Origin of the sequence: Kitasatospora sp. NPDC058048 (assembly GCF_042885555.1) — a bacterium.
Lineage (GTDB): Bacteria > Actinomycetota > Actinomycetes > Streptomycetales > Streptomycetaceae > Kitasatospora > Kitasatospora lactacystinica.
The window spans coordinates 24,283-43,755 of record NZ_JBHVRT010000020.1; the positions used below are offsets into that span (position 1 = coordinate 24,283).

The following is a 19,473-nucleotide window of genomic DNA, read 5'->3' on the forward strand; positions in this document are numbered from 1 at the left end:
CCGACACCACCCCGCCCGCGCGCGGGCCGCCGCCCCCCCCGCGCGTGAGGCGGGCCGGGCCTATGCCCCCCGCGGCCCTTCGGCGTTCTGGGCCAGGGGTCGGACCAGTTGAAGCAACGGCTTGCCCAGTAGTGCCGTCAGTTCGTCGAGTGTTGCCATCCTCTCCCCGTGACGCGTGGAACCGGTCGCAGGCTACGACCTTCCACTGACACGGGAGGGGCGGCCCCGGCGTCTCAACTCCGGGGCCAGGGGCGCCCGTCGAGCCGCTCGATGCCGGTGTTGAAGCGGCGCAGGAAGCCGGCGAAGGAGGCTATGTCCTCCTCCGGCCAGTCCGTCATCACGAGGTTCAGCGCCCGTACGTGGGCCTCGCGTTCCGCTTCCAGCCGGTTCCGGCCCTCCTCGGTGAGGCGGAACTTGCGGGCGATGCCGCCGTCCGGGTCCGGGATGCGTTCGAGCAGTCCCGCGCTCTTCAGGGCCGCGGTCTGCCGGTTGAGGGTGGAGACGTCCAGGGCGAAGGCGTCGCTCAACTGCCCGATGGACATGGGCCCCTCGGCGTCGACCCGGCTGAGCAGGATGTAGGAACTGCGTTCGAGCTGGCTGCCCTCGGGGCGGGCGTTGACCTGGCTCAGGTCGCGGTGCCGGGCGAACACCAGGAATTCGAGGGCGACCTCGTGCGTGGGGCTGGTCATGTCGAAGTCCCTTCATCACCGCTTCGACCTGCGGGTTCTCCGTGGATCACCTTTCAGTATGCCAGAGGTATGCGTGGCCCACATGATGTGCATGATGCACATCATGTGTAAGCTGACCATTCTGTGTTCCATGCACATTGTGTGTTTTCTGCACACTCCTGCTCTTCGACTGCCCGAGGAGGCCCGTCATCAACGGCCCCGCCCCCACCCCCCGCACCGGTCCGATCGTGGCGGTGCTCGCCTTCACCGGCACCGTCGCCGCGATCATGCAGACCCTGGTCACCCCACTGATCAGCGAGCTCCCGCAACTCCTGCACACCAGCGCGTCCAACGCCTCCTGGGTCATCACCGCGACCCTGCTCTCCGCCGCCGTCTTCGTCCCGATCAGCGGCCGCCTCGGTGACCTGCTCGGCAAGCGGACGATGCTCATCGCCTCCTGCGTCCCGCTGCTGCTCGGCTCGGTCCTGTGCGCGGTGGCCGACTCCGTGGTGCCGATGATCGCCGGCCGGGCGCTGCAGGGCATGGGCATGGGCCTGGTGCCGATCGGCATCAGCCTGCTGCGCGACGTCCTGCCGCCCGAGCGGCTCGGCTCGGCGATCGCCCTGGTCAGCGCCTCCATGGGCATCGGCGGCGGCCTCGGCCTGCCGATCGCGGCCGGCGTCGCCGACTACGCCAGCTGGCGCGTGCTGTTCTGGGGCACCGCCGTGCTGACCGTCGGCATCATCGGCATGCTCTGGACCGTCATCCCGGCCCCCGCCGCGGACGGCCGCCCCGCCGGCGGACGCTTCGACTTCGTCGGCGCGATCGGCCTCAGCGTCGGCCTGGTCTGCCTGCTGCTGCCCGTCTCCAAGGGCGGGGACTGGGGCTGGGGCAGCACCCGCACCCTCGGCCTGTTCACCGCCTCCGCCGCGATCCTGATGCTCTGGGCCCGCTGGGAGCTGCGCGTCCCCGAGCCGCTGGTGGACCTGCGGGTCACCGCACGGCCGCGGGTGCTGCTGACCAACGCCGCCTCCGTCCTGGTCGGCTTCGGCATGTACGCCCAGGCGCTGATCGTGCCGCAGCTGCTCATGCTGCCGAAGCTCACCGGCTACGGGCTGGGGCAGTCGATGCTGGCGATGGGCCTGTGGATGGCGCCCGGCGGGCTGATGATGATGGTCGTCTCCCCGTTCGGCGGCAAGCTGTCCGCCGCGCGCGGACCGAAGTTCACCCTGGCCGCCGGGGCGCTGACGATCGCCGTCGGCTACGGGCTGGCGCTGCCGCTGATGGGCTCCACCTGGGGCGTGCTGATCGTGACGATCGTCTGCAACAGCGGTGTCGGCCTGGCCTACGGTGCGATGCCCGCACTGATCATGAGCGCGGTGCCGCTGTCCGCGACGGCCTCGGCGAACAGCTTCAACACCCTGATGCGCTCGCTGGGCACCTCGGTGTCCGCCGCCGTGATGGGTGTGGTGCTGTCGCAGATGACCGTCGACCTGGGTGGGCACGCCCTGCCCTCGGAGGGCGGCTTCCGGGTCGGCCTGGTGATCGGCTGCGGCGTCGCGCTGATCGCGGCCGCCGTCGCCGCCGTCATCCCCGCGCCGCCCGCTCCCCAGCTGCGCGCCGTTCCCGCCCCGGAGGCGGGGGACGCCGAGGCGGCCAAGCCGGCCACGGCCTGAGGCCCGGCCGGGTGGGGCACGCCCGTTGCCCGCACGGGCGGGCCCGCCTGCCTGGGCCCGCCTGCCTGCGGGCCGCCCCGGGCGCGCTGTGCTCGCGCGCCCGGGGCGGGCCGCGCGGGCGCTACCGGAAGGCCGGCAGGTTGCGCTCGACCCAGGCCCGGAAGGGCGCGGCCGGGCGGTGCAGCACGGCCGCCACGTCGGGGCTGACCGCCTGCTCGGCGGGGAGCGGGAGGCCGAGGACGTCCAGCGTCCCGGCGATCACCTGCTCCGGCATGAACCGCGCCAGGTGGGCGTGGGCCTGCTCCCGGGACAGCTCCACGAAGGCCACCTCCTCGCCCAGGGCCTCGGCGATGACCTCGGCCTGCCGGCGCGGTCCGATCGGCTCCGGTCCGGTCAGTTCGTAGGTGCGGCCGCCGTGCCCGTCCTCGCGCAGCACGGCGGCGGCGACCGCCGCGATGTCCGCCGGGTCGACCACGGGCAGCGCCACCTCGCCGAACGGCGCGAAGACCGTCCGCTCCGCCCGGACCGTCCCGGCCCAGGCGAAGGCGTTGGAGGCGAAGCCGCCGGGGCGCAGGACGGTGAAGTCCCGTCCGGAGGCGCGCACGGCGGCCTCGAACTCCCGCAGCCGGGCGTGCGAGGGTGCGTCCGGCCGGGTGGCGCCCACCTGCGAGGAGACCAGGACGATCCGCTCCACCCCGGCGGCCGCGACCGTCCTCAGCAGGGTTTCCGGGCGCTCGCCGTGGCTGTTGAGCTCGCCGCCCAGCAGGACGAACAGCGCGCGGGACCCTTCGAGGGCCGGGCGCAGGCCGGCGGCGTCGCCGAGGCCGCCCCGGGCCCAGCGGACCCCGGCCGCCGGGTGGGCGGGCTGGGGCTGCCGGGACACGGCGACCACCTGCTCGCCCGCCTCGGCCAGCAGCTCCACCAGCGTCCGGCCGATGTTGCCGGTCGCGCCCGTCACTGTGATCATTTCCGCCCCCAGGAGTGAGATGTCAGGAGTTGAGATGTGCGGTCGAGCCAGTGAGTTAGTTGGCTGACTGAGAATGACCGTAGTCGCCTTCCCGGGCGGCTGTCTATAGTCAGTCGGGTGACTGACTCAGTGAACCGGCGCACGGCGGCGTCGCAGAAGCGCCGACGGCTCACCGCGGCCGCGGCCAAGGTCCTGCACGAGCAGGGCGTCGAGCGGACCACCCTCGCCGACATCGCGCGCGAGGCCGACGTCCCGGTCGGGAACGTCTACTACTACTTCAAGACCAAGGACGAGCTGGTCCGCGCCGCGCTCTCCGAGCACAGCGCACACCTGGACGAACTCACCGAGAGGCTGGAGCGGTCGCCCGACCCGCTGGACCGCCTCAAGGCGCTGGTCGAGGCCTGGGTCGGCCGGCGCGACGACGCCGCCCGGCACGGCTGCCCGACCGGCACCCTGGCCGTCGAGCTCGACAAGCGCGCCGACGGGGACCTCGACGCGGAGGCCGGCGCGGTGATCCGGCGGCTGCTCGACTGGGTCGCGGGCCAGTTCCGCGAGCTGGGGCTGCCCGACCCGGACGGCCTCGCCCTCACCCTGGTCGCCGGCTACCAGGGCATGTCCCTGCTCGCCAACGCGCTGCGCGACCCGGAGGTCATGACGCGCGAAGGGGACCGCCTGCTGCGCTGGCTCGACTCCCTGCGGGCCGTGTAGGCCCGGGCAGGGCCGCTCGGCACCGGCCCGGCCGGTCCGTGCCTCGTGCCGGGTCCGCCGCACCCGACCCGTCCGGGGCCGCCCCACCCGACCTGTCCGGGGCCGCGACGCACCGCCCGTGCGCGGCCCGCCCACTCGGACGGGTCAGGAGCTGTCGCTGTGGAGCGCGATGTTGCCAAGCATGGGGACGTACGGGCCCCTCGGCCGCCGAACACCGACCAGGAGAGGGATCCTCGGTGCGTGAACTCCACAGTCCCCCCAGCCACGGCCCCGGCCACCGTCCGCTGCCGGGGCGCCCGCCGCTCGGCCGCTCCCAGGGCGGCGACCGGCGACCTGGCCGCAGCTGGACCCCGCAGCGCACGATCGCGCTGATCGCGGCGGCGTCCGGCGCCGTCGTGCTCGTGGCCTGCAGCAGCAGCTCGTCGGGCACGTCGGCCGGCTCGCCGTCCGCCACCCTGCCCAACGCCAGCGCCTTCTCCGGCGAGCCCCCCTCCGCCATCGCCTCCGCCGCGCAGTCGCTGCTGGCCTCGGCGTCGGCCGCGGCGGTCTCGGCGTCGGCGGCCGCCTCCGAGGCCGCCGCCTCCCTCTCCGCGGCGGCGTCCTCCTTCCAGGCGTCCGTGTCGGCGCAGCAGGCGGCGACCCGGGAGAAGGCCGCCTCGGTGCTCAGCGGGGTGACGGACGGCGGCAACGCGCTGAACGACGTCACCATCACCGGCCTTCCCCGGCAGAGCACCGGCGGCCTGCACGCCGTGGTCGTCACGATCCAGAACCCGGGGCCCAACGCGGCCTCCTACGCGGTCCAGGTCGACTTCACCGACTCCAGCGGCAAGGCCGTGGACAGCTCGATCGTCGGCGCCGAGAACGTCCCGGCGAACGGCAAGGCCCAGCCCGTCGCCTTCAGCAGGCAGCCGGCCGACCAGCCGCTGACGCCCGTGGTGGTCAAGGCCGTCCGCTACTGACGTTCCACGGTGCGGCCCGGTGGCCCGACGGCCCGACGGTCCGACGGTCCGACGGCCCGGCACGCGGCCGCCGGGCTACCGGAAGTCCGCCGCGTGATCCCGCGCCCGGTCGCGGATGTCGCGCGGCGGACGCCCGGGCACCTCCCGCACGGTGCCGGTCACCCGCTCCGGTTCCCGCGCGAACGACTCCCAGGCGCGCAGCCGGGCGTCCACGAACGCCGCGTTCCCCCAGGCTCTCGGGCTCCGCCAGGTTGCCCTGGACGGCCTCGACCCCCGCGGGCAGTACGGTCTTCGCAACACCGCGCACCAACGCCCGTACCGGGTGGCCGCCTTCGACCAGTGAGGCCACAACGTGCCTGCCCGCACTGCCGGTTGCGCCGATCACCGGAATCCCGGTCAGGCCCGGCCCAGCGCCGCCCGGGCGGGGGCTGTGCCCGGGGACTACCAGCCGTGCTCCACCGGCCCGACGGGTGCCAGCCCGACCTGCCGGGCCAGCCACTCGGCACGCTCGACGTCGCCCTGGCGGAAGTGGATGAACAGGGTGTGGTCGTCCGCGGGCCGGTCGAAGTCGACGTTGTCGCTGCTGAGGGCGATCTGGACACCGGCGTCCTTGGCGCGGACGTCCAGGCCGAGTTCGGGGGCGGCCGGCCAGGCGAAGCCGTCCCAGGACAGCGAAGCGGGCGAGGAGCCGAGGAGGGCGAGGAACCTGTCCTCGATCGACCCGGCGGGCCGCTCGTCCAGTTGGAACCCGAACGGGGCCAGTGCGTCCACCCGGGGATCGCCCGCCGCCAACAGCCGTCGGAGCTCGTCGGTCCCGACGGTCCGCTCCTGGCCGCCCGGGTGCACGTGGTCGGGAAAGGCCTCGAACAGCCGCCGGGCCTCCGCCGCCGTGAGCTCGTCCGCGTACGCGTTCGCCTCCGTCGAGTGCCGGTGCACGGTGATGCCCAGCAGCCGTTGGGCGGCGTCGTAGGCGACCCACCGGTTGGTGGTGCGCAGGACCGGAAGGACGTGCGAGGTACTCATGGCGGTGAGTCAAACAGACCGGGCACGGAGCGTCATGCGGATTCTCCGGGCGGCCGGGCTCAGCCGCCGACGCGCACCACGTACTTGCCGGTCGCCAGCCCGTCCTGCATGGCGTCGTGGGCGGCCGGGACGGCGTCGAGGTCGGGCAGTTCGGTGACCGGCAGTTCGAGGCCCCCGTCGGCGAGCAGGTCGAGGGCCCGACGGATGGCGCGGGCCAGCCGCTCGGGGGCGGTGGCGGCCAGGCCGCGGTGGCTGAAGCCGGTGACGGTCAGGTTGCCCGCCATCAGGCGGCCGAGCGGGGGCAGGTCGGCGACGGTTCCGCCGCCCGCGTTGCCGAACAGCACGATCCGCGCGCCGGGCGCCGCCACGGCGAGGTCGAGGTCGAGCGCCGCGGTGCCCAGCGGGTCGAGCACCAGGTCGACGCCCCGGCCGCCGGTGGTGGCGCGAATCGCCCCGGCCGCCTCGTCGGTACGGGCGAAGGCGTGGTCGTAGCCGGAGGCGATCGCCGCCGCGGCCTTCTCCGGCCGGCCGACCGTGCCGATCAGCCGGCCGCCGCCGAGCAGTGGGACGAGCCGGGCGACGGCGTTGCCGATCCCGCCGCCCGCCGAGTGGACGAGGACGGTGTCCCCGGCGGTGAAGCGGCCCGCGTCGGTCAGCAGCAGCACCGAGGTGGCCAGGCCCAGCGGGACGGCGGCGGCCTCGCGCAGCGCCACCCCGTCCGGGAGCGGCACGGTGAGCGCGGCCTCCGCGACCACCACCTCGGCCAGGCCGGCGCCGACCGGCGCGGCGACCACGCGGTCGCCCACCGCGAGTCCGGTGACGCCGGCGCCGAGCGCGCGGACCGTGCCGGAGACCTCCTTGCCGGGCCGGTACGGCCAGTCGGCGGCGTACGCGGCGTCCCCGCGGCGGGTCATCACGTCCACGAAGTTCAGTCCGGCGTAGGCGACGTCGATCGCCACCTGCCCCGGTCCGGGGTGCGGCGCCGCGATCTCCCGGACCCGCGAGTTCTCGGCTCCACCGGGTGCGGTCATCACCAGTGCGCGCATGTCGGTCCCCCTCGACTACGATGTTCGACGAACGACGAAGTTGGTGCGGGTCAGTGGTACCACGCCGTTTCCATGGATGTCGAACATCGCAGATCGGAGAGGTCGACCCATGCCCCGCAGCACCCGCCGCCGACCGGCGCTCGCGCACCCCGCGACCGAGGAGATCGACCTCTTCGACGTCCTGCACGCGCTCTCCGACCCCACCCGGATGACCATCGTCCGCATTCTGCGCACCGAGCCCGAGCGGGCCTGCGGCACCTTCCCGGTGGACGTCGCGCCCTCCACCCTGAGCCACCACTTCAAGGTGCTGCGCGAGTCCGGCCTGATCGCCCAGCGCGAGGAGGCCAACCGGCGCTTCTCCGCCCTGCGCGCCGTCGACCTGGAGCGGCGCTTCCCCGGCCTGCTCGACACCGTGCTCGCCGCGCACGCCCGTACGGCGGGCTAGCGGCCGGGGCGTGCTCGGCGCCGGGCGTCCGGCGCCCGCTCAACGCCGGTGCCAGACAGCCCAGTTCTGCCCGGCGTCGAACCGCTCGACGTACCAGTCGGCGGGGTGCCCGGGCCAGTAGGCCTCCGGCGGCCTCCCCGCCTCGGGCAGCGGGAGGACCATGACGTTCGCCTCCGCCGGGACGGGCTGCCAGCGGGGGTCGCGGAACCAGACCCGACCGCGGTAGATCTCGAAGGTCTGGGTGGCGCGCAGCGACCAGTCGACATCCCAGGCGAACACCACGTTGTCGTCCGCGGTGATCCCGGAGGCGCGGGTGAAGCCGGTCGCCAGACCCTCCCGCCCCACCGCGTGCGGCCGGGCGACCTGCGCGGTGATCGTCGAGGTCGCGAAGGCGGCGAACAGCGCCAGCGAGACGCCGAGCGCCCCGAGCACCCGGCGCCCCCCGCTGTTGCGGACCAGCACCACCGTGCCGAGCGCGAACACCACGGCGGCGCAGGTGCGGGGCAGGTCGATCCGGCCCCAGTCCGCGGCCAGGAACGAGACGTCGGGCAGGGTCCAGGGGATGAACATCGACGTGTGCAGCCGCTCGCCGGCCGCCAGCGCCACGACCCCGGCGAGCAGCAGGACGAGCCCGGCCGCCACCGCCGCCGTCCGGACCAGTGCCCGGCGCCCGTACCCGGCGAGCACCGCGACGCCCGCCACGAAGGCCGCCGGGACGAGGTAGGAGGTGTAACGGGCGTACACCCAGTCGTCGACCCGGCCGTCCAGCGGCAGGGCGGCGGAGGCGGCCAGGGCCGTGCCGAACAGCAGCGCCACCAGCACGCCGCCGGTGATCCGCAGCGCCCGCGGTGGGCGGCGGTCGAACACCGCGCCCAGGCAGGCGACGACGGCGAGTCCGCCGATCCCCCAGGTGGAGGCGATGAAGTACCAGACCTGGCCGGCGGCCCGCGCGAGAGTCTGTGCGGCGATCGCCGGATCGGTCAGGCCCTTCCAGAGGGAGCCGCCGACATCGCTGTCCGGGACGGTGAACTACGCGTGCAGCCAGGCCGACAGCAACTCGGCGCCGAGCACGCCGAGGCCGAGTGCCGCGAGCCCGGCCGCCGTGGCGCGCCAGGGCGCCCGGCGCAGCAGCAGGATGCCGAGGAGGACGGCGGCGGTGAGCGCGACCACCACGCCGCCGCGGTCGTGCACCGCCATCGCACCACCGGCCGACGCCCCCGCCCCGACGGCGTGCCAGGTGCGCCGCCGCAGCGGGCCGTCGGCCAGCCAGCCGTGCAGGCAGAGCAGCCAGGCGAGCACCAGGACGGGCAGCACGGCGTCGGTCATCACGAACTGCGAGTAGAAGACCACCGGCGGCAGCAGCGCGGTCGCGGCGCCGAAGGCGTAGGAGCGGCGGCGGTTCAGGCCGAGGCGGCGCAGTGCGACGTAGGCGAGCGGGAAGACCAGCGCGTTGACGGCGGCGTTGACGCCCATGACCAGGTGGTAGGCGGTCGCCGGGTCGTCGGCCAGGCGCAGGGCGGGGGATATCAGCAGGGGGTAGCCGCCGGGGACGACCACGCCGACCGGGATCTCGGTGGCCGAGCCGCCGGCCAGCACCCGGGCCAGGGCGAGATAGGAGTCCTCGTCGGGGTGGACCGACGGGAAGCTCATGGACCGGACGAGGACGAGCCGGAACAGCAGCTCGGCGAGGTAGCCGGCGAGCAGCACGGCGGCGGGCCGGGTGGCGGCCGTCCGGACGGCGGCGGCGCGGGCGGTGGCGAGCAGGGCCGGGGCGGGCCGGTCCTGGGTGGGCCGGTCCTGGGTGGGCCGGGGAGGGTGCGGCCGGGTCGTCGTGCGGGGTGGCATGGGAGTGCCCCCTTCTGTCGGACTGTCGGACGACTGCATATGTCGATGGACTGCATATGTAGTCCGACTGGTTCCGAAGAGGGGGAGGTTCCCGGGATCCGTCCGGGCCGACCGGTCGCCGCGAAGTCCGGCACGACCTCGCGCGGCGGCGAGGCGACGCGGCGGCGGTAGTGGCGGGCCCGCCGCGTCCGCCCGGCGACGGGCTCGGCGCCGGTCCCTCCCCGGGCGGGGGAGGGACGCGTCAACCCGCCGTGAGTGCGCCCCGGCCGCTCAGCGCAGCCGCGAGGAGGACAGGATCGACGCCAGGTGCGCGACCACCATGCCCCAGGTGATCACCGCGATGCCCGCGAGCGTCCACCGGGTGGCGTCCAGATTGCCGAGCCCGGCGTCCACCACGGCCGCCGCCAGCAGTACCAGCGAGGCCTCGATGCCGTTCGTCACCCGGTGGATCTTGAACAGCGAGGCGACCTTGCGGGCCGTCGCGATGCCCTGGGAGCGCGGCTGCGTCGACTCCTCGGTGGCCGGAAGCTGCCCGCTGCGAGCCCGGGCCACGTCCACCAGGTCCGTCGACGCCTTGAGCAGCACCACGCCCAGCGCGGCCGCCAGCCCCGCCGACACCCACAGCTCCGAGCCGCCGCGCGCCGCCCGTACGCCCGCGCCGATCATCAGTGCGGCGTCCGCCAGGTAGGCGCCGAGCCGGTCCACGTACACCCCGGCCATGCTGAACTGGCGCTTCCAGCGCGCCACTTCGCCGTCCACGCAGTCGAACAGCAGGAACAGCTGGAACAGCACGACGGCCAGCGCCGCGCCGGTCACGCCCGGGATCAGCAGGGCCGCGCCGCCGCCGACCCCGCACACCACCATCACCCAGGTGAGGGTGTTCGGCGACACCGAGGTGCGCACCAGCTGCCGGGTGGTCCGCAGTGAGACGGCCCGCATGTACAGCCGGCCCGCCCAGTGCTCGCCGTTGCGGCTCTGAAGCTTGGCCTGCGGCTGGCACACCTCGCGCAGCTCGGCGAGCGCCGGAGCAGCCACCATGACGACATCCCTCCACCTGTCCCGAAACGATCACCACAGGCTACGGCCTCCGGGGAAACGCCCGGACCAGCCGGTATGCCGCCGGCGGTACGGGAGGTGTCCTCCGGGGGAACGTCTGCCGCGGACGTCCGCGGGCCGGGTGCGGACCGGGTGCGGACCGGCCGGGTACGGGCCCGCGCGGGCGTCGGTGGTCCCGTGCGGGCGGCCCGTGCCGGCGTCGGTGGTCCCGTGCGGGCGGCGGGGAAAACCGGTGGGCCGCCCGAGCGCCCCCGGGCTAGGCTGCGCGGGTTCGCCGGAACCCGAAGCCCCGGGGCCGAACGCCCGCCCCGACCTCCCGCTCCCGCACGCCGGTTGACGCGGTCCGCGCGGCCCGCACGGTCTCCCGGAACGGAACGAGGAGCGCAGACCCATGGTGACCACGGGCAGCCCGTCACAGAGCCCCGACCAGGCCCGACTGCTGGACGGCCACCGCCCGCAGGGCCCGGTGGAGACCGCCGACCACGAGCGGGCCCGCCGCCTCCTCGGCGTCGCCGACGCCTGGAACAGAAGCACCTTCCCGCTGCACTTCACCGCCTCCGCCCTGATCGTCCACCCGCCGACCCGCCGCGTCCTGCTGCGCTGGCACGTCCGCCAGCAGGCCTGGCTGCACGTCGGCGGCCACGGCGACCCGGGGGAGACCCGGCCGCTGGACATCGCCCTGCGCGAAGGCCTGGAGGAGACCGGCCTGACCGACCTCACCCCCTGGCCCGGCCCCGCCCTCGTCCACCTCGCCGTGGTGCCCGTCCCCGCCTCGCCCGCCGAACCCGCGCACGAGCACGCCGACCTGCGCTTCCTGCTGGCCACCGACACCCCGGAGCAGGCCCGGCCGGAGAACCCGGCGTCCCCGCTGGAGTGGCTCACCGTCGAGGAGGCCGGGCGGCGGACCACCGAGGAGAACCTCCGCGAGACCCTCCACCGCGCCGCCCGCCTGCTGCCGCCCGCCTGACCGGGCTCCACCGCCGCTCCTTTCCCGCGGCCCTTCCCTGCCGTCCTTTCCCACCGCCGTTCCCCGCCGCCGTTCCCTGCCGCCCGACCGACTTCCCCTGGAGACCATCGGATGATGCACACCGACCAGACCCTGATCTTCGACGCCGACGACACGCTCTGGGAGAACAACGTCCTCTTCGAGCGGGTCATCGACGGCTTCCTGGGCTGGGTCACCACCACCCCGGCCGAGCAGGAGCGCACCAGGGCCCTGCTGAACCGGATCGAGGCCGCCAACTCCGCCACCCTCGGCTACGGCGCCACCGTCTTCCGGCAGAGCCTCGCCGACTGCCTGGAGCAGCTCAACAGCCGCACCCCCACGGCCGCCGAGCAGACCCGGATCGACGACCTGCTCACCCCGCTGACCAGCCGCGACGTCGAACTGATCCCCGGTGTCGCCGACACCCTGGCCGCCCTCGCCGACCGCCACCACCTGCTGCTGCTCACCAAGGGCGACCAGGGCGAACAGCAGCGCAAGGTGACCGAGTCCACCATCGACCACCACTTCCGCGGCATCCACATCGTCGCCGAGAAGTCGGTCGACACCTACCGGCAGCTCACCGCCGACCTCGGCCTCGACCCCGGCCGGACCTGGATGATCGGCAACTCGCCCAAGTCCGACATCGCCCCTGCCCGCCGGGCCGGCCTGCGCACCGTCTTCATCCCGCACGAGCACACCTGGGTGCTGGAGCACGCGGAACTCGGCCCGGACGAGGCGACGCTGCAGCTCGGGACCTTCCCCGAACTGCTGCGCCACTTCTGACGACCGGGCCGTCGGGTCATTGCCTGTCGGGCCATCACCCGTCGGGTCGTCGGGCGATCGCCCGTCAGGCCAGCAGTGCGGCCGCCGGCACCGGCGCGCCGTCCCGGTACAGCCAGGCCCGCTCGGCGGCCGACCAGACACCGGCCGTCAGCAGGTACAGCACGGCGGCCACCGGCACCAGCGCCGCGAACAGCACCGACCCGAACGACAGGTACGGCAGCAGTCCCGCCCCCGGCTGCGGGGCGGGCTGCGCCGTCGCCTTCGCGGCCGCGGCCGCGCGTCGGGCCCGGCGGAAGTTGACGAAGCCGACCGCCGCCAGCCCGGCGAACAGCACCCCGAACACCGCCCACTGCCCGGCGCCGTGCGCACCCGTGACGTGCAGGCCCAGCGGCACACCGAACAGAGTGTGGTCCAGCAGATCGTTCGGCGTGGTGAACAGGCGGTACATCACCGAGAAGAACGGCACCTGCACCAGCAGCGGCAGACACCCCGCGAACGGCGACACCTGCTCCTTGCGGTACATCTCGGCCAGCGCCTCCCGCAGCCGCTCCGGCCGGTCCTTGTGCTTCCTCTGCAGCGCGGCGACCTTCGGCGCCAGCCGCGCCCGGGCCTTCTCCCCGCGCGCCGCCGCCCGCGCCAGCGGGTGCAGCGCCAGCCGGACGGCGACGGTGAACAGGACGATGGCGAGCGCGGTCGGCACCAGATGGGCGACAGCGGCGACGACGGCGTGCGCCAGGGCGACGGCCGGGTCGAGAACGGCGAGTACGGACATGGCGAAGCGAGCCCTCCGGGGTCTCAGGAATGAGTGAACGGCGGAGGACGGCTGCGAAGAACTGCCTACGGAAGAAGGGGGTTCACGCGGCCGCCAGGGCCGCCCCCGGCGCCCTCGGGCGTCGCCTGCCCCGGGCGTCCGGATCACGCTGCGGAAGGAACGCCGTACCGAACGCCCGACGCCGCAGCACCCCGCTGCGCACCGCCGCCGGCGCCCGCGCCCCCAGCAGCCGAGCCCCGGCCAGCGCCCCGGCGACCGCCCCGGCCACCAGCGCCACGGCCGCGACGGCGGCCACCGACGCCAGCGTCCCGCTGTCGGCCACCAACTCCCCGGTCAGCACCCGGAGCAGGCCCAGCAGCATCGCGACGACGGTCACGGCGCGCTCCCCCTCCCGGTGCCCCATCGGCTCCCTGACGTACCAGCAGGACGATCCTACGGCGCACCGGGTTCCCGCTCCATCGGGGACATCCCCTACGGCGCGTCCATCGAGTACACCCACACCCGAGCGCCTCCGTCCGCCTCCGACGCCAGCCACAGCCTCGCCGCGAGCCGCTTGGTGTGCCCCGGCAGCGGCTCGGCGAGGAAGGAACCCTCCCGCAAGGGGCCCGCCGCCCCCGGATCCGGTGCACCCGCGTGCCGGAACCCTTCCAGCGCACCGCTGTCGACCGGGTTCCCGTCGCTCGGCTTCACCGCCGCCCCGAGACCGGCCAGGAACCGCTCCTCCTCACCCGGCGGCAGCCGGAACGAGAGGTACGCGGTGTCGTCCTGGAACCCCTTCTGGTAGGCCCAACGGACCTCGCCCGCCGACGCGGGCGGCCGCACGCGCGAGAACTCCCCGACGAACTCCGACGTGACCGTCGTCCACGACCCGGGCCGCCCGCTGTCCGGCGCCGGATGTCGGTCCCACTCCCGCAGCCGGTGGAGCCCTCCCACGACGGCTCCCGCCAGCACCAGCGGCACCACGATCGCCAGCAGCAGCACCCACCATTGCTTCCGTGTCATGGCGTCCTTCCCCCGGGTGCGGTGGGTTCGTCGAGTCGGACGGTGATCGGCTTGGTCCTGCCGACGATGTCGAACTCCTGGGCCAGTCCCGTTTGGTGCAAGGTCGCCATGTCGTGGTCCGTGATGGTGGTTCCGGCGATCGGCGTGCTCTTGCCCTCGTCCCAGTTGTAGCGGTCCCAGACATTGACCTGGTACTGCAGTGACACCTGGGGCTTGCCGTCCGGCCCTGGGACGGCCGTCACCACTCCGGACGTGAGGTACTGGTGGCCTCCGATCGCGCGGTACCAGTTGAGATCGTCGAACCTCCGGGTGCCGACCGGACTCTCGACGGGGATCGCGACCGGCACTCCCCCCGACTTCTCGAACGCCTCCACTGCGGCCTGACGCCATGTGTCCCTGTTGGCGGCCAGCTGGGCATCCGCGCTCGCCCGGAAGCCGGCGTCGTCGCGAAGCATGGGCTCGACGGCCAGAATCAGGGGCTTTCCGTTGCCGTCAAGGTAGTGCGCCATGTTGCGGGCGGCATCGGGGTAGCCGGCGAGCGCACCGCCGCCGACCATGCTCGCGACTTCGACCCGCACCATCTGTTCGGCCACGCCCGGTTCCCGGGTTCCCCACGGTCCGGCCCCCTTGTCGGGCGACGACCACTCGTACTCGGTCGGCTCCAGGGCCCCGGCCTTGATCAGGTTGTCCGCATCGGCCGAGAGCAGCCCGGCCCGTAGCGCGGGGTCGAGCGCGGCCCACCAGGCCTTCCGGGCCGCGGGATCGGTGGGCATGCCCATGGCCGTCTCCAGATCGCTCAGGGCGTTGGCGGCCCCGTCCGGATGCGTCGCCGGGTCGACCTCCTCCGGGTCGAGCGCGCGCAGGGCCGCGGCCACGGCGTTGTCGGCCTCGGTGGCCGCCGTCAGTGCCGCGGTCATGTCCTGGACGTGGTGCTGCAGTTCGTCCCACTTCCGCTTCCGGTAGGCGATCGCCTCGGGGTCGTTTCGCTCCTCGGGCGGCAGGTCGGGCAGGGTGACCGTGCCGTCGTCGGCCACGGTGGCGCCCAGGCCCTCGGCATCGCCGATCGCTCGCAGCAGCTTCTGCTGGGCCTCGGTGAAGGCCTTCCGGGCACGGTGCAACGCGGCGGCGACGGCCAGCGCCTCGTAGTGGAAGGCGTGCAGTTCGTCGGCCAGGAAGCCGATCTCCCGTACGGCCTCGTCGGCGGCCGCGCCGGTCCAGGGCCGGCTTCCGGCGGCCGGGGGCGCGTACGGGCCGCCGCCTCCCGAGAGGGGATGGAGCACACCGGACCGCAGCTGGCCGGCGAGGTGCTCCAGGTGGCCGGAGACGCCGTTCCAGGTGCCGCCCGCATGGTCGAGGGAGGCGAAGGAAGCGTGGCGGAGCAGGGCGAAGGTCACCATGGTTCACGGCCCCTTGAAGCCGGCCGCGGCGGAGCCGTCGGCCGCCCGGTAGCCGCGTGCGGTGGCGTCGAGGCGGTCCGCGGTCAGGCCGAGCCGGTTGTCGAGGCCGGTCCAGCGGGCCTTCCACCAGGTGAGCGCCTGCGACAGCGCGGGTCCGGTGGCGAATCCGCCGGCCAGGGCCTGGACCGCCGCGGCGGTGTCGGGTTCGACGCGGCCGACCGAGAACTGCAGCTCACCCCGCATCCGCCGCGATTCACCGGCGGCCTGCTGGAGCACGGCCGGCTGCACCAGGACGGACGGGCCCGCGGTGCCCGTCCAGGGCCCGGCCGTGCGGGGCGGGCTGAACGGATCCTGTGGTGGTGGCGCGTCCTGGCCGTAGAGCCAGGGATTCAGGTCCTTCTCGCTGGTTCCGGACACGACAGAAGCCCCCCTCTGTGCGAATGATCGGTGGTCGAACCTAGCCGATCGGGCGCGGGCGGGGGCGGGTTTCGGGGGAAGGGGCGGGGGTTGTTCGGGGTGTAGCCGGAGGGGCTACGCGGGGCTACCTTGGAAGGGTGAAGACGATTACCCAGCGGGAGTTCCGGAACAACTCCGCCGCGGTGATGGACGCGGTGGAGGCGGGCGAGACCTTCCACATCACCAGGAACGGGGTCGAGGTCGCCGAGCTGCGGCCGGTGTCCGGGCGTCGGCGGCTCACGGCGGAGGAGCTGGTGGCGCGGCACGTGAAGCTGCCGCGGGTGGACTACCAGCAGATGCGCAAGGAGGCCGAGGAGTACTTCGGGCCCGAGGAACTGGTCGGGGACGAGGGAGACGACCCGTTCGAGCGGCGGCGTGGCTGAGCGCCGCAGGGCGTCCCGGAGGCGGCCGGCCGGGGTGCTGGACACCTGCGTCTACATCGACCTGGCGCTGCTCAACGCGTCCGACCTGCCGGCGGTGCCGGAGCTGACCGCGATCACCTTCGCCGAGCTGCAGCAGGGCGTGTCGATGGCCCGGGACCCGGCCAGCCGGGCGGCCCGGCTGGAGGTGCTGGGCGCGGCGATGGCGGACTTCGACCCGCTGCCCTTCGACGCGGCGGCCGCCGCCCGCTACGGGACGCTGGTCACCCTCACCATCGCCGCCGGGCGGCAGCCGCGCCCGCGCCGGATAGACCTGATGATCGCCGCGGTCGCCTCGGCCCACGGGCTGCCGCTGTACACCCGCAACGTCGCGGACTTCCGGGGGCTGGGCTCGGCGGTGGAGGTCATCGGGGTGTGAGGGCGGCGGCCCCCTCCTGCTCGACCCGGTCGGCCAGGGCGGCCGCGTGCCGCAGTGCCACCGCCCGGTCCCGGGTGCGCAGCAGGACGGTGTTGCCCCCGCGCTTGTCCCGGTCGCTCCCCGCCTTGGCGGCGACGGCCCAGAGCGGGCGGCCGAGCAGTCGCAGGACGAGCCAGCGGAGCCCGGAGTCCAGGCCCACGAGCACGGCGTACGGAACGAGGACGATCAGTCCTTCGCCGCTGCCCGGATCGACGTTCCGGAACGGGTTGTAGTCGTTCAGCCGCTTCCGGGTCGCCCTGAACCGCCCGAGCCACACCACCGCGATCCGTACGGTCACGGCGTCGGGCCCGGTGACGTCGATGTACCCGAGGGCGTCGGCTCCGGTCCGGCGGCCCTCCGCCCAGGCCGCCCGGTTCGCGGCGATGGAGGTGACCAGTTCGTGTTCGCGCGCCTCGGCCTGCTGCGCCTTCTGCCGCGCCTCGAACTCCGCGGTCCACGCGCTCTCGCGCTTCTTCTGTTCGGCGGACCACGCCCGTTCGCGGTCACGACGCTCGTCGGCGCCGATCTGCCGCCCCCGTTGACTGCTCATCCGCTCATCGTAGGAGGCGGGTCCGTGGGGGCGGCAGGTTCCGGCGAGGGGTTCCTCAGCCCGGGCGGACCGCCGTCCCGGTCGCGGCGGAGGCGCGGGCGGCCTCCAGAACGGCCAGGGCGGCCACCGCGTCGCGCGGGTCGACCGGGGGCGGGGTGCCCGGGTCGGTCAGGGCGGCGGCGATGCCCGTGTAGAAGGCGGGGTAGTCGCCCGGGTCGGTGGGCAGCGAGATCGCGGACTCGTCGGTGCCGAGGGTGCCGTACTGCGCGGGCCGGTCGGCGCCCCAGGGGTGGGTGCCGTCGGGGCGCAGGCCGGCCCGCAGGTCGGCCTCCTGCGGGTCCATGCCCGGCTTGACGTAGCCGGCGGTGTCGCCGAGGACCCTCAGCCGGGGCCCGATCAGCGGGGTGACGGCGCTGGTCCACAGGTGCGAACGGGTGCCGCAGGTGTGGGTGAGGGCGAGGAAGGCGTCGTCGTCCACCACCGCGCCGTCGCGCCGCACGTCGATCTCCGCGTACACCGTCTCGACCGGTCCGAACAGGGTGAGTGCCTGGTCGACCAGGTGGCTGCCCAGGTCGTACAGCGTGCCGCCGACCTCGGCCGGGTCGGCCAGCTCCCGCCAGCCCGGCTTGGGCTTGGGGCGGAAGCGCTCGAAACGGGACTCGAAGCGGTGCACCCGGCCGAGCGCGCCGCCGCGCACCAGCCGGGTCGCGGTGAGGAAGTCGCCGTCCCAGCGCCGGTTGTGGAAGACGGAGAGCAGGACGCCCCGCTCCTCGGCGAGCCGGCACAGCTCCCGTGCCTCGGCGGCGGTGCCGGCCAGCGGCTTGTCCACCACGGTGGCCAGGCCGGCCCGCAGCGCGGCGCGGGCGAGCGGCGCGTGGGTGCGGTTGGGCGAGGCGATGACGACCAGGTCGAGCGCGTCCGGGTCGGCGAGCAGCTGTTCGGGCGTGTCCACGGCGCGGGCGCCGGGGTGCTCGCGCGCGAGCTGGGCGCGCCGGTCGGGGTTGGCGGTGACCACGGCGTCCAGCCGCAGCCCCGGGGTGGTGGCGATCAGCGGCGCGTGGAACGCGGAGCCGGCCAGGCCGTAGCCGATCAGGCCGACGCGGAACGGGCCGGGGGTCGTCTTCGGGTTCATGCGCCTACTCAATCACGAGGTGCCCGATTGCTCCCGGTTCGGTGAACGGCGCCGGGGAGTACGGAGGGCGCCCGGGCGGGAGGGTCCTCGCGGTGGGCGTCGGGGAGGGTCCTCGCGGTGGGTGTCGGGGAGGGGCGTCGGGGTGGGCGTCGGGCCGGTGGAAGCGGCAGGTGACGCGGGTGCGGGAGGCCGGGTCGGCGCCGGTCCGGTGGGCGGGACGTCCTGTTCCCGCACACCCGGGCGGATTAGGCTGTGCCGGGTCAGGGCCCTCGTTACGACGCAAGACGCTGCAACACTTCGGGAGAAACGCACGTGGCAGACCGCAAGCCCATCGAGTCCTGGCTGACCGACATGGACGGGGTCCTCATCCACGAGGGCACGCCGATTCCCGGGGCGGAGGAGTTCCTGCGCAAGCTGCGGGAGTCCGGCAAGCCGTTCCTGGTCCTCACCAACAACTCCATCTACACTCCGCGCGACCTCAGCGCCCGGCTGGCCGGGATGGGGCTGGAGGTGCCGGAGGAGTGCATCTGGACCTCCGCCCTGGCCACGGCCAAGTTCCTCAAGAGCCAGCGGCCGAACGGCACGGCGTACGTGATCGGCGAGGCGGGGCTCACCACCGCCCTGTACCAGGCCGGTTACGTGCTGACCGACAACAACCCCGACTACGTGGTGCTCGGCGAGACCCGCACCTACTCCTTCGAGGCGCTCACCAAGGCGATCCGCCTGATCAACCAGGGCGCCCGGTTCATCTGCACCAACCCGGACGAGACCGGCCCCTCCCCGGAGGGCGTGCTGCCGGCCACCGGTTCGGTCGCGGCGCTGATCACCAAGGCGACCGGCGTCGAGCCGTACTTCGTCGGCAAGCCCAACCCGCTGATGATGCGCGAGGCGCTGAACACCGCCGGCGCGCACTCCGAGACGGCGGTGATGATCGGCGACCGGATGGACACCGACATCGTCGCGGGCATGGAGGCCGGCATGGAGACGATCCTGGTGCTCACCGGCCTGACCGCCGCGTCCGACGTGGAGCGGTTCCCGTACCGGCCGACCCGCGTGGTCCAGTCGATCGCGGACCTGGTCGAGCTGGTCTGACCTCCGCGGTGCTGTCGTGGGCCCCGTTCCGGCCGGTCGCCGGGGCGGGGCCGCTGCGTGTCCGGGGAGGGGGC

The 19,473-nt window shown here is 74.2% G+C and carries 24 protein-coding genes; 9 read left to right on the top strand and 15 right to left on the bottom strand.

Going from position 1 to position 19,473, the window contains the following annotated elements; all coding sequences use genetic code 11:
• Positions 1–233 precede the first annotated feature (233 nt).
• A complete protein-coding gene (locus ACFVVA_RS21685; RefSeq protein ID WP_387691717.1) occupies positions 234–689 on the bottom strand; it encodes a MarR family winged helix-turn-helix transcriptional regulator in 456 nt (151 codons plus the stop codon).
• Between the two features lie 188 nt (positions 690–877).
• On the opposite strand from ACFVVA_RS21685, the gene ACFVVA_RS21690 reads away from it, so the two are divergent.
• Positions 878–2,344: an MFS transporter gene (locus tag ACFVVA_RS21690; protein ID WP_387691881.1), complete on the top strand. Its 1,467-nt coding sequence runs from the start codon at positions 878–880 to the stop codon at positions 2,342–2,344.
• A gap of 121 nt (positions 2,345–2,465) precedes the next feature.
• Here the strand turns inward: ACFVVA_RS21690 and ACFVVA_RS21695 are convergent, their stop codons facing one another.
• Complete coding sequence (locus tag ACFVVA_RS21695; RefSeq protein ID WP_387691719.1) at positions 2,466–3,311, bottom strand: SDR family oxidoreductase; 846 nt, start codon at positions 3,309–3,311, stop codon at positions 2,466–2,468.
• Between the two features lie 117 nt (positions 3,312–3,428).
• On the opposite strand from ACFVVA_RS21695, the gene ACFVVA_RS21700 reads away from it, so the two are divergent.
• Together ACFVVA_RS21700 and ACFVVA_RS21705 are read left to right on the top strand one after the other, a co-directional pair.
• Entirely contained in the window at positions 3,429–4,019 is a 591-nt protein-coding gene (locus tag ACFVVA_RS21700; protein ID WP_387691721.1) for a TetR/AcrR family transcriptional regulator, read from the top strand.
• 236 nt (positions 4,020–4,255) lie between these two features.
• Positions 4,256–4,978: a hypothetical protein gene (locus ACFVVA_RS21705; protein ID WP_359901929.1), complete on the top strand. Its 723-nt coding sequence runs from the start codon at positions 4,256–4,258 to the stop codon at positions 4,976–4,978.
• On the opposite strand, the gene ACFVVA_RS21710 is transcribed toward ACFVVA_RS21705, so the two are convergent.
• Genes ACFVVA_RS21710 through ACFVVA_RS21720 form a run of 3 tightly spaced genes read right to left on the bottom strand, consistent with a single transcriptional unit; the run spans position 4,959 to position 7,047 of the window.
• Entirely contained in the window at positions 4,959–5,477 is a 519-nt protein-coding gene (locus ACFVVA_RS21710; RefSeq protein ID WP_387691723.1) for an NmrA family NAD(P)-binding protein, read from the bottom strand. The genes ACFVVA_RS21705 and ACFVVA_RS21710 overlap by 20 nt on opposite strands.
• A complete protein-coding gene (locus ACFVVA_RS21715; protein ID WP_387691725.1) occupies positions 5,420–6,001 on the bottom strand; it encodes a hypothetical protein in 582 nt (193 codons plus the stop codon). The genes ACFVVA_RS21710 and ACFVVA_RS21715 overlap by 58 nt, the downstream gene beginning before the upstream one ends.
• A 59-nt stretch (positions 6,002–6,060) precedes the next feature.
• The gene (locus ACFVVA_RS21720; RefSeq protein WP_387691726.1) at positions 6,061–7,047 is read right to left on the bottom strand and encodes a zinc-binding alcohol dehydrogenase family protein; all 987 of its coding nucleotides are present in this window, start codon (positions 7,045–7,047) and stop codon (positions 6,061–6,063) included.
• A gap of 109 nt (positions 7,048–7,156) precedes the next feature.
• Here ACFVVA_RS21720 and ACFVVA_RS21725 point away from each other — a divergent pair, with 109 nt between their 5' ends.
• A complete protein-coding gene (locus ACFVVA_RS21725; protein ID WP_387691728.1) occupies positions 7,157–7,492 on the top strand; it encodes an ArsR/SmtB family transcription factor in 336 nt (111 codons plus the stop codon).
• 39 nt (positions 7,493–7,531) lie between these two features.
• Here the strand turns inward: ACFVVA_RS21725 and ACFVVA_RS21730 are convergent, their stop codons facing one another.
• The 3 genes from ACFVVA_RS21730 to ACFVVA_RS21740 all read right to left on the bottom strand — a co-directional run bounded on the left by ACFVVA_RS21730 (position 7,532) and on the right by ACFVVA_RS21740 (position 10,375).
• Positions 7,532–8,359, bottom strand: coding sequence for a hypothetical protein (locus ACFVVA_RS21730; RefSeq protein WP_387691730.1), 828 nt, complete (start codon positions 8,357–8,359; stop codon positions 7,532–7,534).
• Between the two features lie 162 nt (positions 8,360–8,521).
• A complete protein-coding gene (locus ACFVVA_RS21735; protein WP_387691731.1) occupies positions 8,522–9,337 on the bottom strand; it encodes a hypothetical protein in 816 nt (271 codons plus the stop codon).
• 270 nt (positions 9,338–9,607) lie between these two features.
• A complete protein-coding gene (locus ACFVVA_RS21740) occupies positions 9,608–10,375 on the bottom strand; it encodes a CDP-alcohol phosphatidyltransferase family protein (RefSeq protein ID WP_387691733.1) in 768 nt (255 codons plus the stop codon).
• Between the two features lie 409 nt (positions 10,376–10,784).
• Between ACFVVA_RS21740 and ACFVVA_RS21745 the strand changes: the two genes are divergently transcribed.
• A complete protein-coding gene (locus ACFVVA_RS21745) occupies positions 10,785–11,360 on the top strand; it encodes an NUDIX hydrolase (protein ID WP_387691735.1) in 576 nt (191 codons plus the stop codon).
• 111 nt (positions 11,361–11,471) lie between these two features.
• Positions 11,472–12,161 carry an HAD family hydrolase gene (locus ACFVVA_RS21750; protein WP_387691737.1) on the top strand — a complete coding sequence of 230 codons (690 nt, stop codon included), beginning with the start codon at positions 11,472–11,474 and terminating at the stop codon, positions 12,159–12,161.
• 64 nt (positions 12,162–12,225) lie between these two features.
• Here the strand turns inward: ACFVVA_RS21750 and ACFVVA_RS21755 are convergent, their stop codons facing one another.
• The 5 genes from ACFVVA_RS21755 to ACFVVA_RS21775 all read right to left on the bottom strand — a co-directional run bounded on the left by ACFVVA_RS21755 (position 12,226) and on the right by ACFVVA_RS21775 (position 15,749).
• Complete coding sequence (locus ACFVVA_RS21755) at positions 12,226–12,933, bottom strand: YidC/Oxa1 family membrane protein insertase (protein WP_387691739.1); 708 nt, start codon at positions 12,931–12,933, stop codon at positions 12,226–12,228.
• Between the two features lie 82 nt (positions 12,934–13,015).
• A complete protein-coding gene (locus ACFVVA_RS21760; protein ID WP_380538978.1) occupies positions 13,016–13,309 on the bottom strand; it encodes a DUF6412 domain-containing protein in 294 nt (97 codons plus the stop codon).
• A gap of 95 nt (positions 13,310–13,404) precedes the next feature.
• Entirely contained in the window at positions 13,405–13,935 is a 531-nt protein-coding gene (locus tag ACFVVA_RS21765) for a hypothetical protein (RefSeq protein WP_387691741.1), read from the bottom strand.
• On the bottom strand, positions 13,932–15,332 hold the full coding sequence (locus tag ACFVVA_RS21770; RefSeq protein ID WP_387691743.1) for a hypothetical protein: 1,401 nt from the start codon (positions 15,330–15,332) through the stop codon (positions 13,932–13,934). Before ACFVVA_RS21770 ends, ACFVVA_RS21765 begins: the two co-directional genes overlap by 4 nt.
• Positions 15,333–15,335: 3 nt before the next feature.
• Positions 15,336–15,749 (bottom strand): hypothetical protein, encoded by a 414-nt coding sequence (locus ACFVVA_RS21775; protein WP_387691745.1) that lies wholly within the window; start codon positions 15,747–15,749, stop codon positions 15,336–15,338.
• A gap of 137 nt (positions 15,750–15,886) precedes the next feature.
• Here ACFVVA_RS21775 and ACFVVA_RS21780 point away from each other — a divergent pair, with 137 nt between their 5' ends.
• The gene (locus ACFVVA_RS21780; protein ID WP_063349249.1) at positions 15,887–16,171 is read left to right on the top strand and encodes a type II toxin-antitoxin system Phd/YefM family antitoxin; all 285 of its coding nucleotides are present in this window, start codon (positions 15,887–15,889) and stop codon (positions 16,169–16,171) included.
• Positions 16,164–16,586: a type II toxin-antitoxin system VapC family toxin gene (locus ACFVVA_RS21785; RefSeq protein ID WP_380701554.1), complete on the top strand. Its 423-nt coding sequence runs from the start codon at positions 16,164–16,166 to the stop codon at positions 16,584–16,586. Before ACFVVA_RS21780 ends, ACFVVA_RS21785 begins: the two co-directional genes overlap by 8 nt.
• On the opposite strand, the gene ACFVVA_RS21790 is transcribed toward ACFVVA_RS21785, so the two are convergent.
• Positions 16,573–17,175: a hypothetical protein gene (locus ACFVVA_RS21790; RefSeq protein WP_387691748.1), complete on the bottom strand. Its 603-nt coding sequence runs from the start codon at positions 17,173–17,175 to the stop codon at positions 16,573–16,575. The two genes, ACFVVA_RS21785 and ACFVVA_RS21790, sit on opposite strands and share 14 nt — an antisense overlap.
• A 55-nt stretch (positions 17,176–17,230) precedes the next feature.
• Complete coding sequence (locus ACFVVA_RS21795) at positions 17,231–18,307, bottom strand: Gfo/Idh/MocA family oxidoreductase (protein WP_387691750.1); 1,077 nt, start codon at positions 18,305–18,307, stop codon at positions 17,231–17,233.
• 312 nt (positions 18,308–18,619) lie between these two features.
• Here ACFVVA_RS21795 and ACFVVA_RS21800 point away from each other — a divergent pair, with 312 nt between their 5' ends.
• Positions 18,620–19,399: an HAD-IIA family hydrolase gene (locus ACFVVA_RS21800; protein WP_387691752.1), complete on the top strand. Its 780-nt coding sequence runs from the start codon at positions 18,620–18,622 to the stop codon at positions 19,397–19,399.
• Positions 19,400–19,473: the final 74 nt, after the last annotated feature.

Bases quoted from the DNA above. Each gene is read 5' to 3' on its own strand.
- ACFVVA_RS21685 (WP_387691717.1), bottom strand. From the start codon at position 689: ATGACCAGCCCCACGCACGAGGTCGCCCTCGAATTCCTGGTGTTCGCC.
- ACFVVA_RS21720 (WP_387691726.1), bottom strand. From the start codon at position 7,047: ATGCGCGCACTGGTGATGACCGCACCCGGTGGAGCCGAGAACTCGCGG.
- ACFVVA_RS21735 (WP_387691731.1), bottom strand. From the start codon at position 9,337: ATGCCACCCCGCACGACGACCCGGCCGCACCCTCCCCGGCCCACCCAG.
- ACFVVA_RS21695 (WP_387691719.1), bottom strand. From the start codon at position 3,311: ATGATCACAGTGACGGGCGCGACCGGCAACATCGGCCGGACGCTGGTG.
- ACFVVA_RS21750 (WP_387691737.1), top strand. From the start codon at position 11,472: ATGATGCACACCGACCAGACCCTGATCTTCGACGCCGACGACACGCTC.
- ACFVVA_RS21790 (WP_387691748.1), bottom strand. From the start codon at position 17,175: ATGAGCAGTCAACGGGGGCGGCAGATCGGCGCCGACGAGCGTCGTGAC.
- ACFVVA_RS21715 (WP_387691725.1), bottom strand. From the start codon at position 6,001: ATGAGTACCTCGCACGTCCTTCCGGTCCTGCGCACCACCAACCGGTGG.
- ACFVVA_RS21725 (WP_387691728.1), top strand. From the start codon at position 7,157: ATGCCCCGCAGCACCCGCCGCCGACCGGCGCTCGCGCACCCCGCGACC.
- ACFVVA_RS21765 (WP_387691741.1), bottom strand. From the start codon at position 13,935: ATGACACGGAAGCAATGGTGGGTGCTGCTGCTGGCGATCGTGGTGCCG.
- ACFVVA_RS21795 (WP_387691750.1), bottom strand. From the start codon at position 18,307: ATGAACCCGAAGACGACCCCCGGCCCGTTCCGCGTCGGCCTGATCGGC.
- ACFVVA_RS21770 (WP_387691743.1), bottom strand. From the start codon at position 15,332: ATGGTGACCTTCGCCCTGCTCCGCCACGCTTCCTTCGCCTCCCTCGAC.
- ACFVVA_RS21740 (WP_387691733.1), bottom strand. From the start codon at position 10,375: ATGGTGGCTGCTCCGGCGCTCGCCGAGCTGCGCGAGGTGTGCCAGCCG.
- ACFVVA_RS21745 (WP_387691735.1), top strand. From the start codon at position 10,785: ATGGTGACCACGGGCAGCCCGTCACAGAGCCCCGACCAGGCCCGACTG.
- ACFVVA_RS21755 (WP_387691739.1), bottom strand. From the start codon at position 12,933: ATGTCCGTACTCGCCGTTCTCGACCCGGCCGTCGCCCTGGCGCACGCC.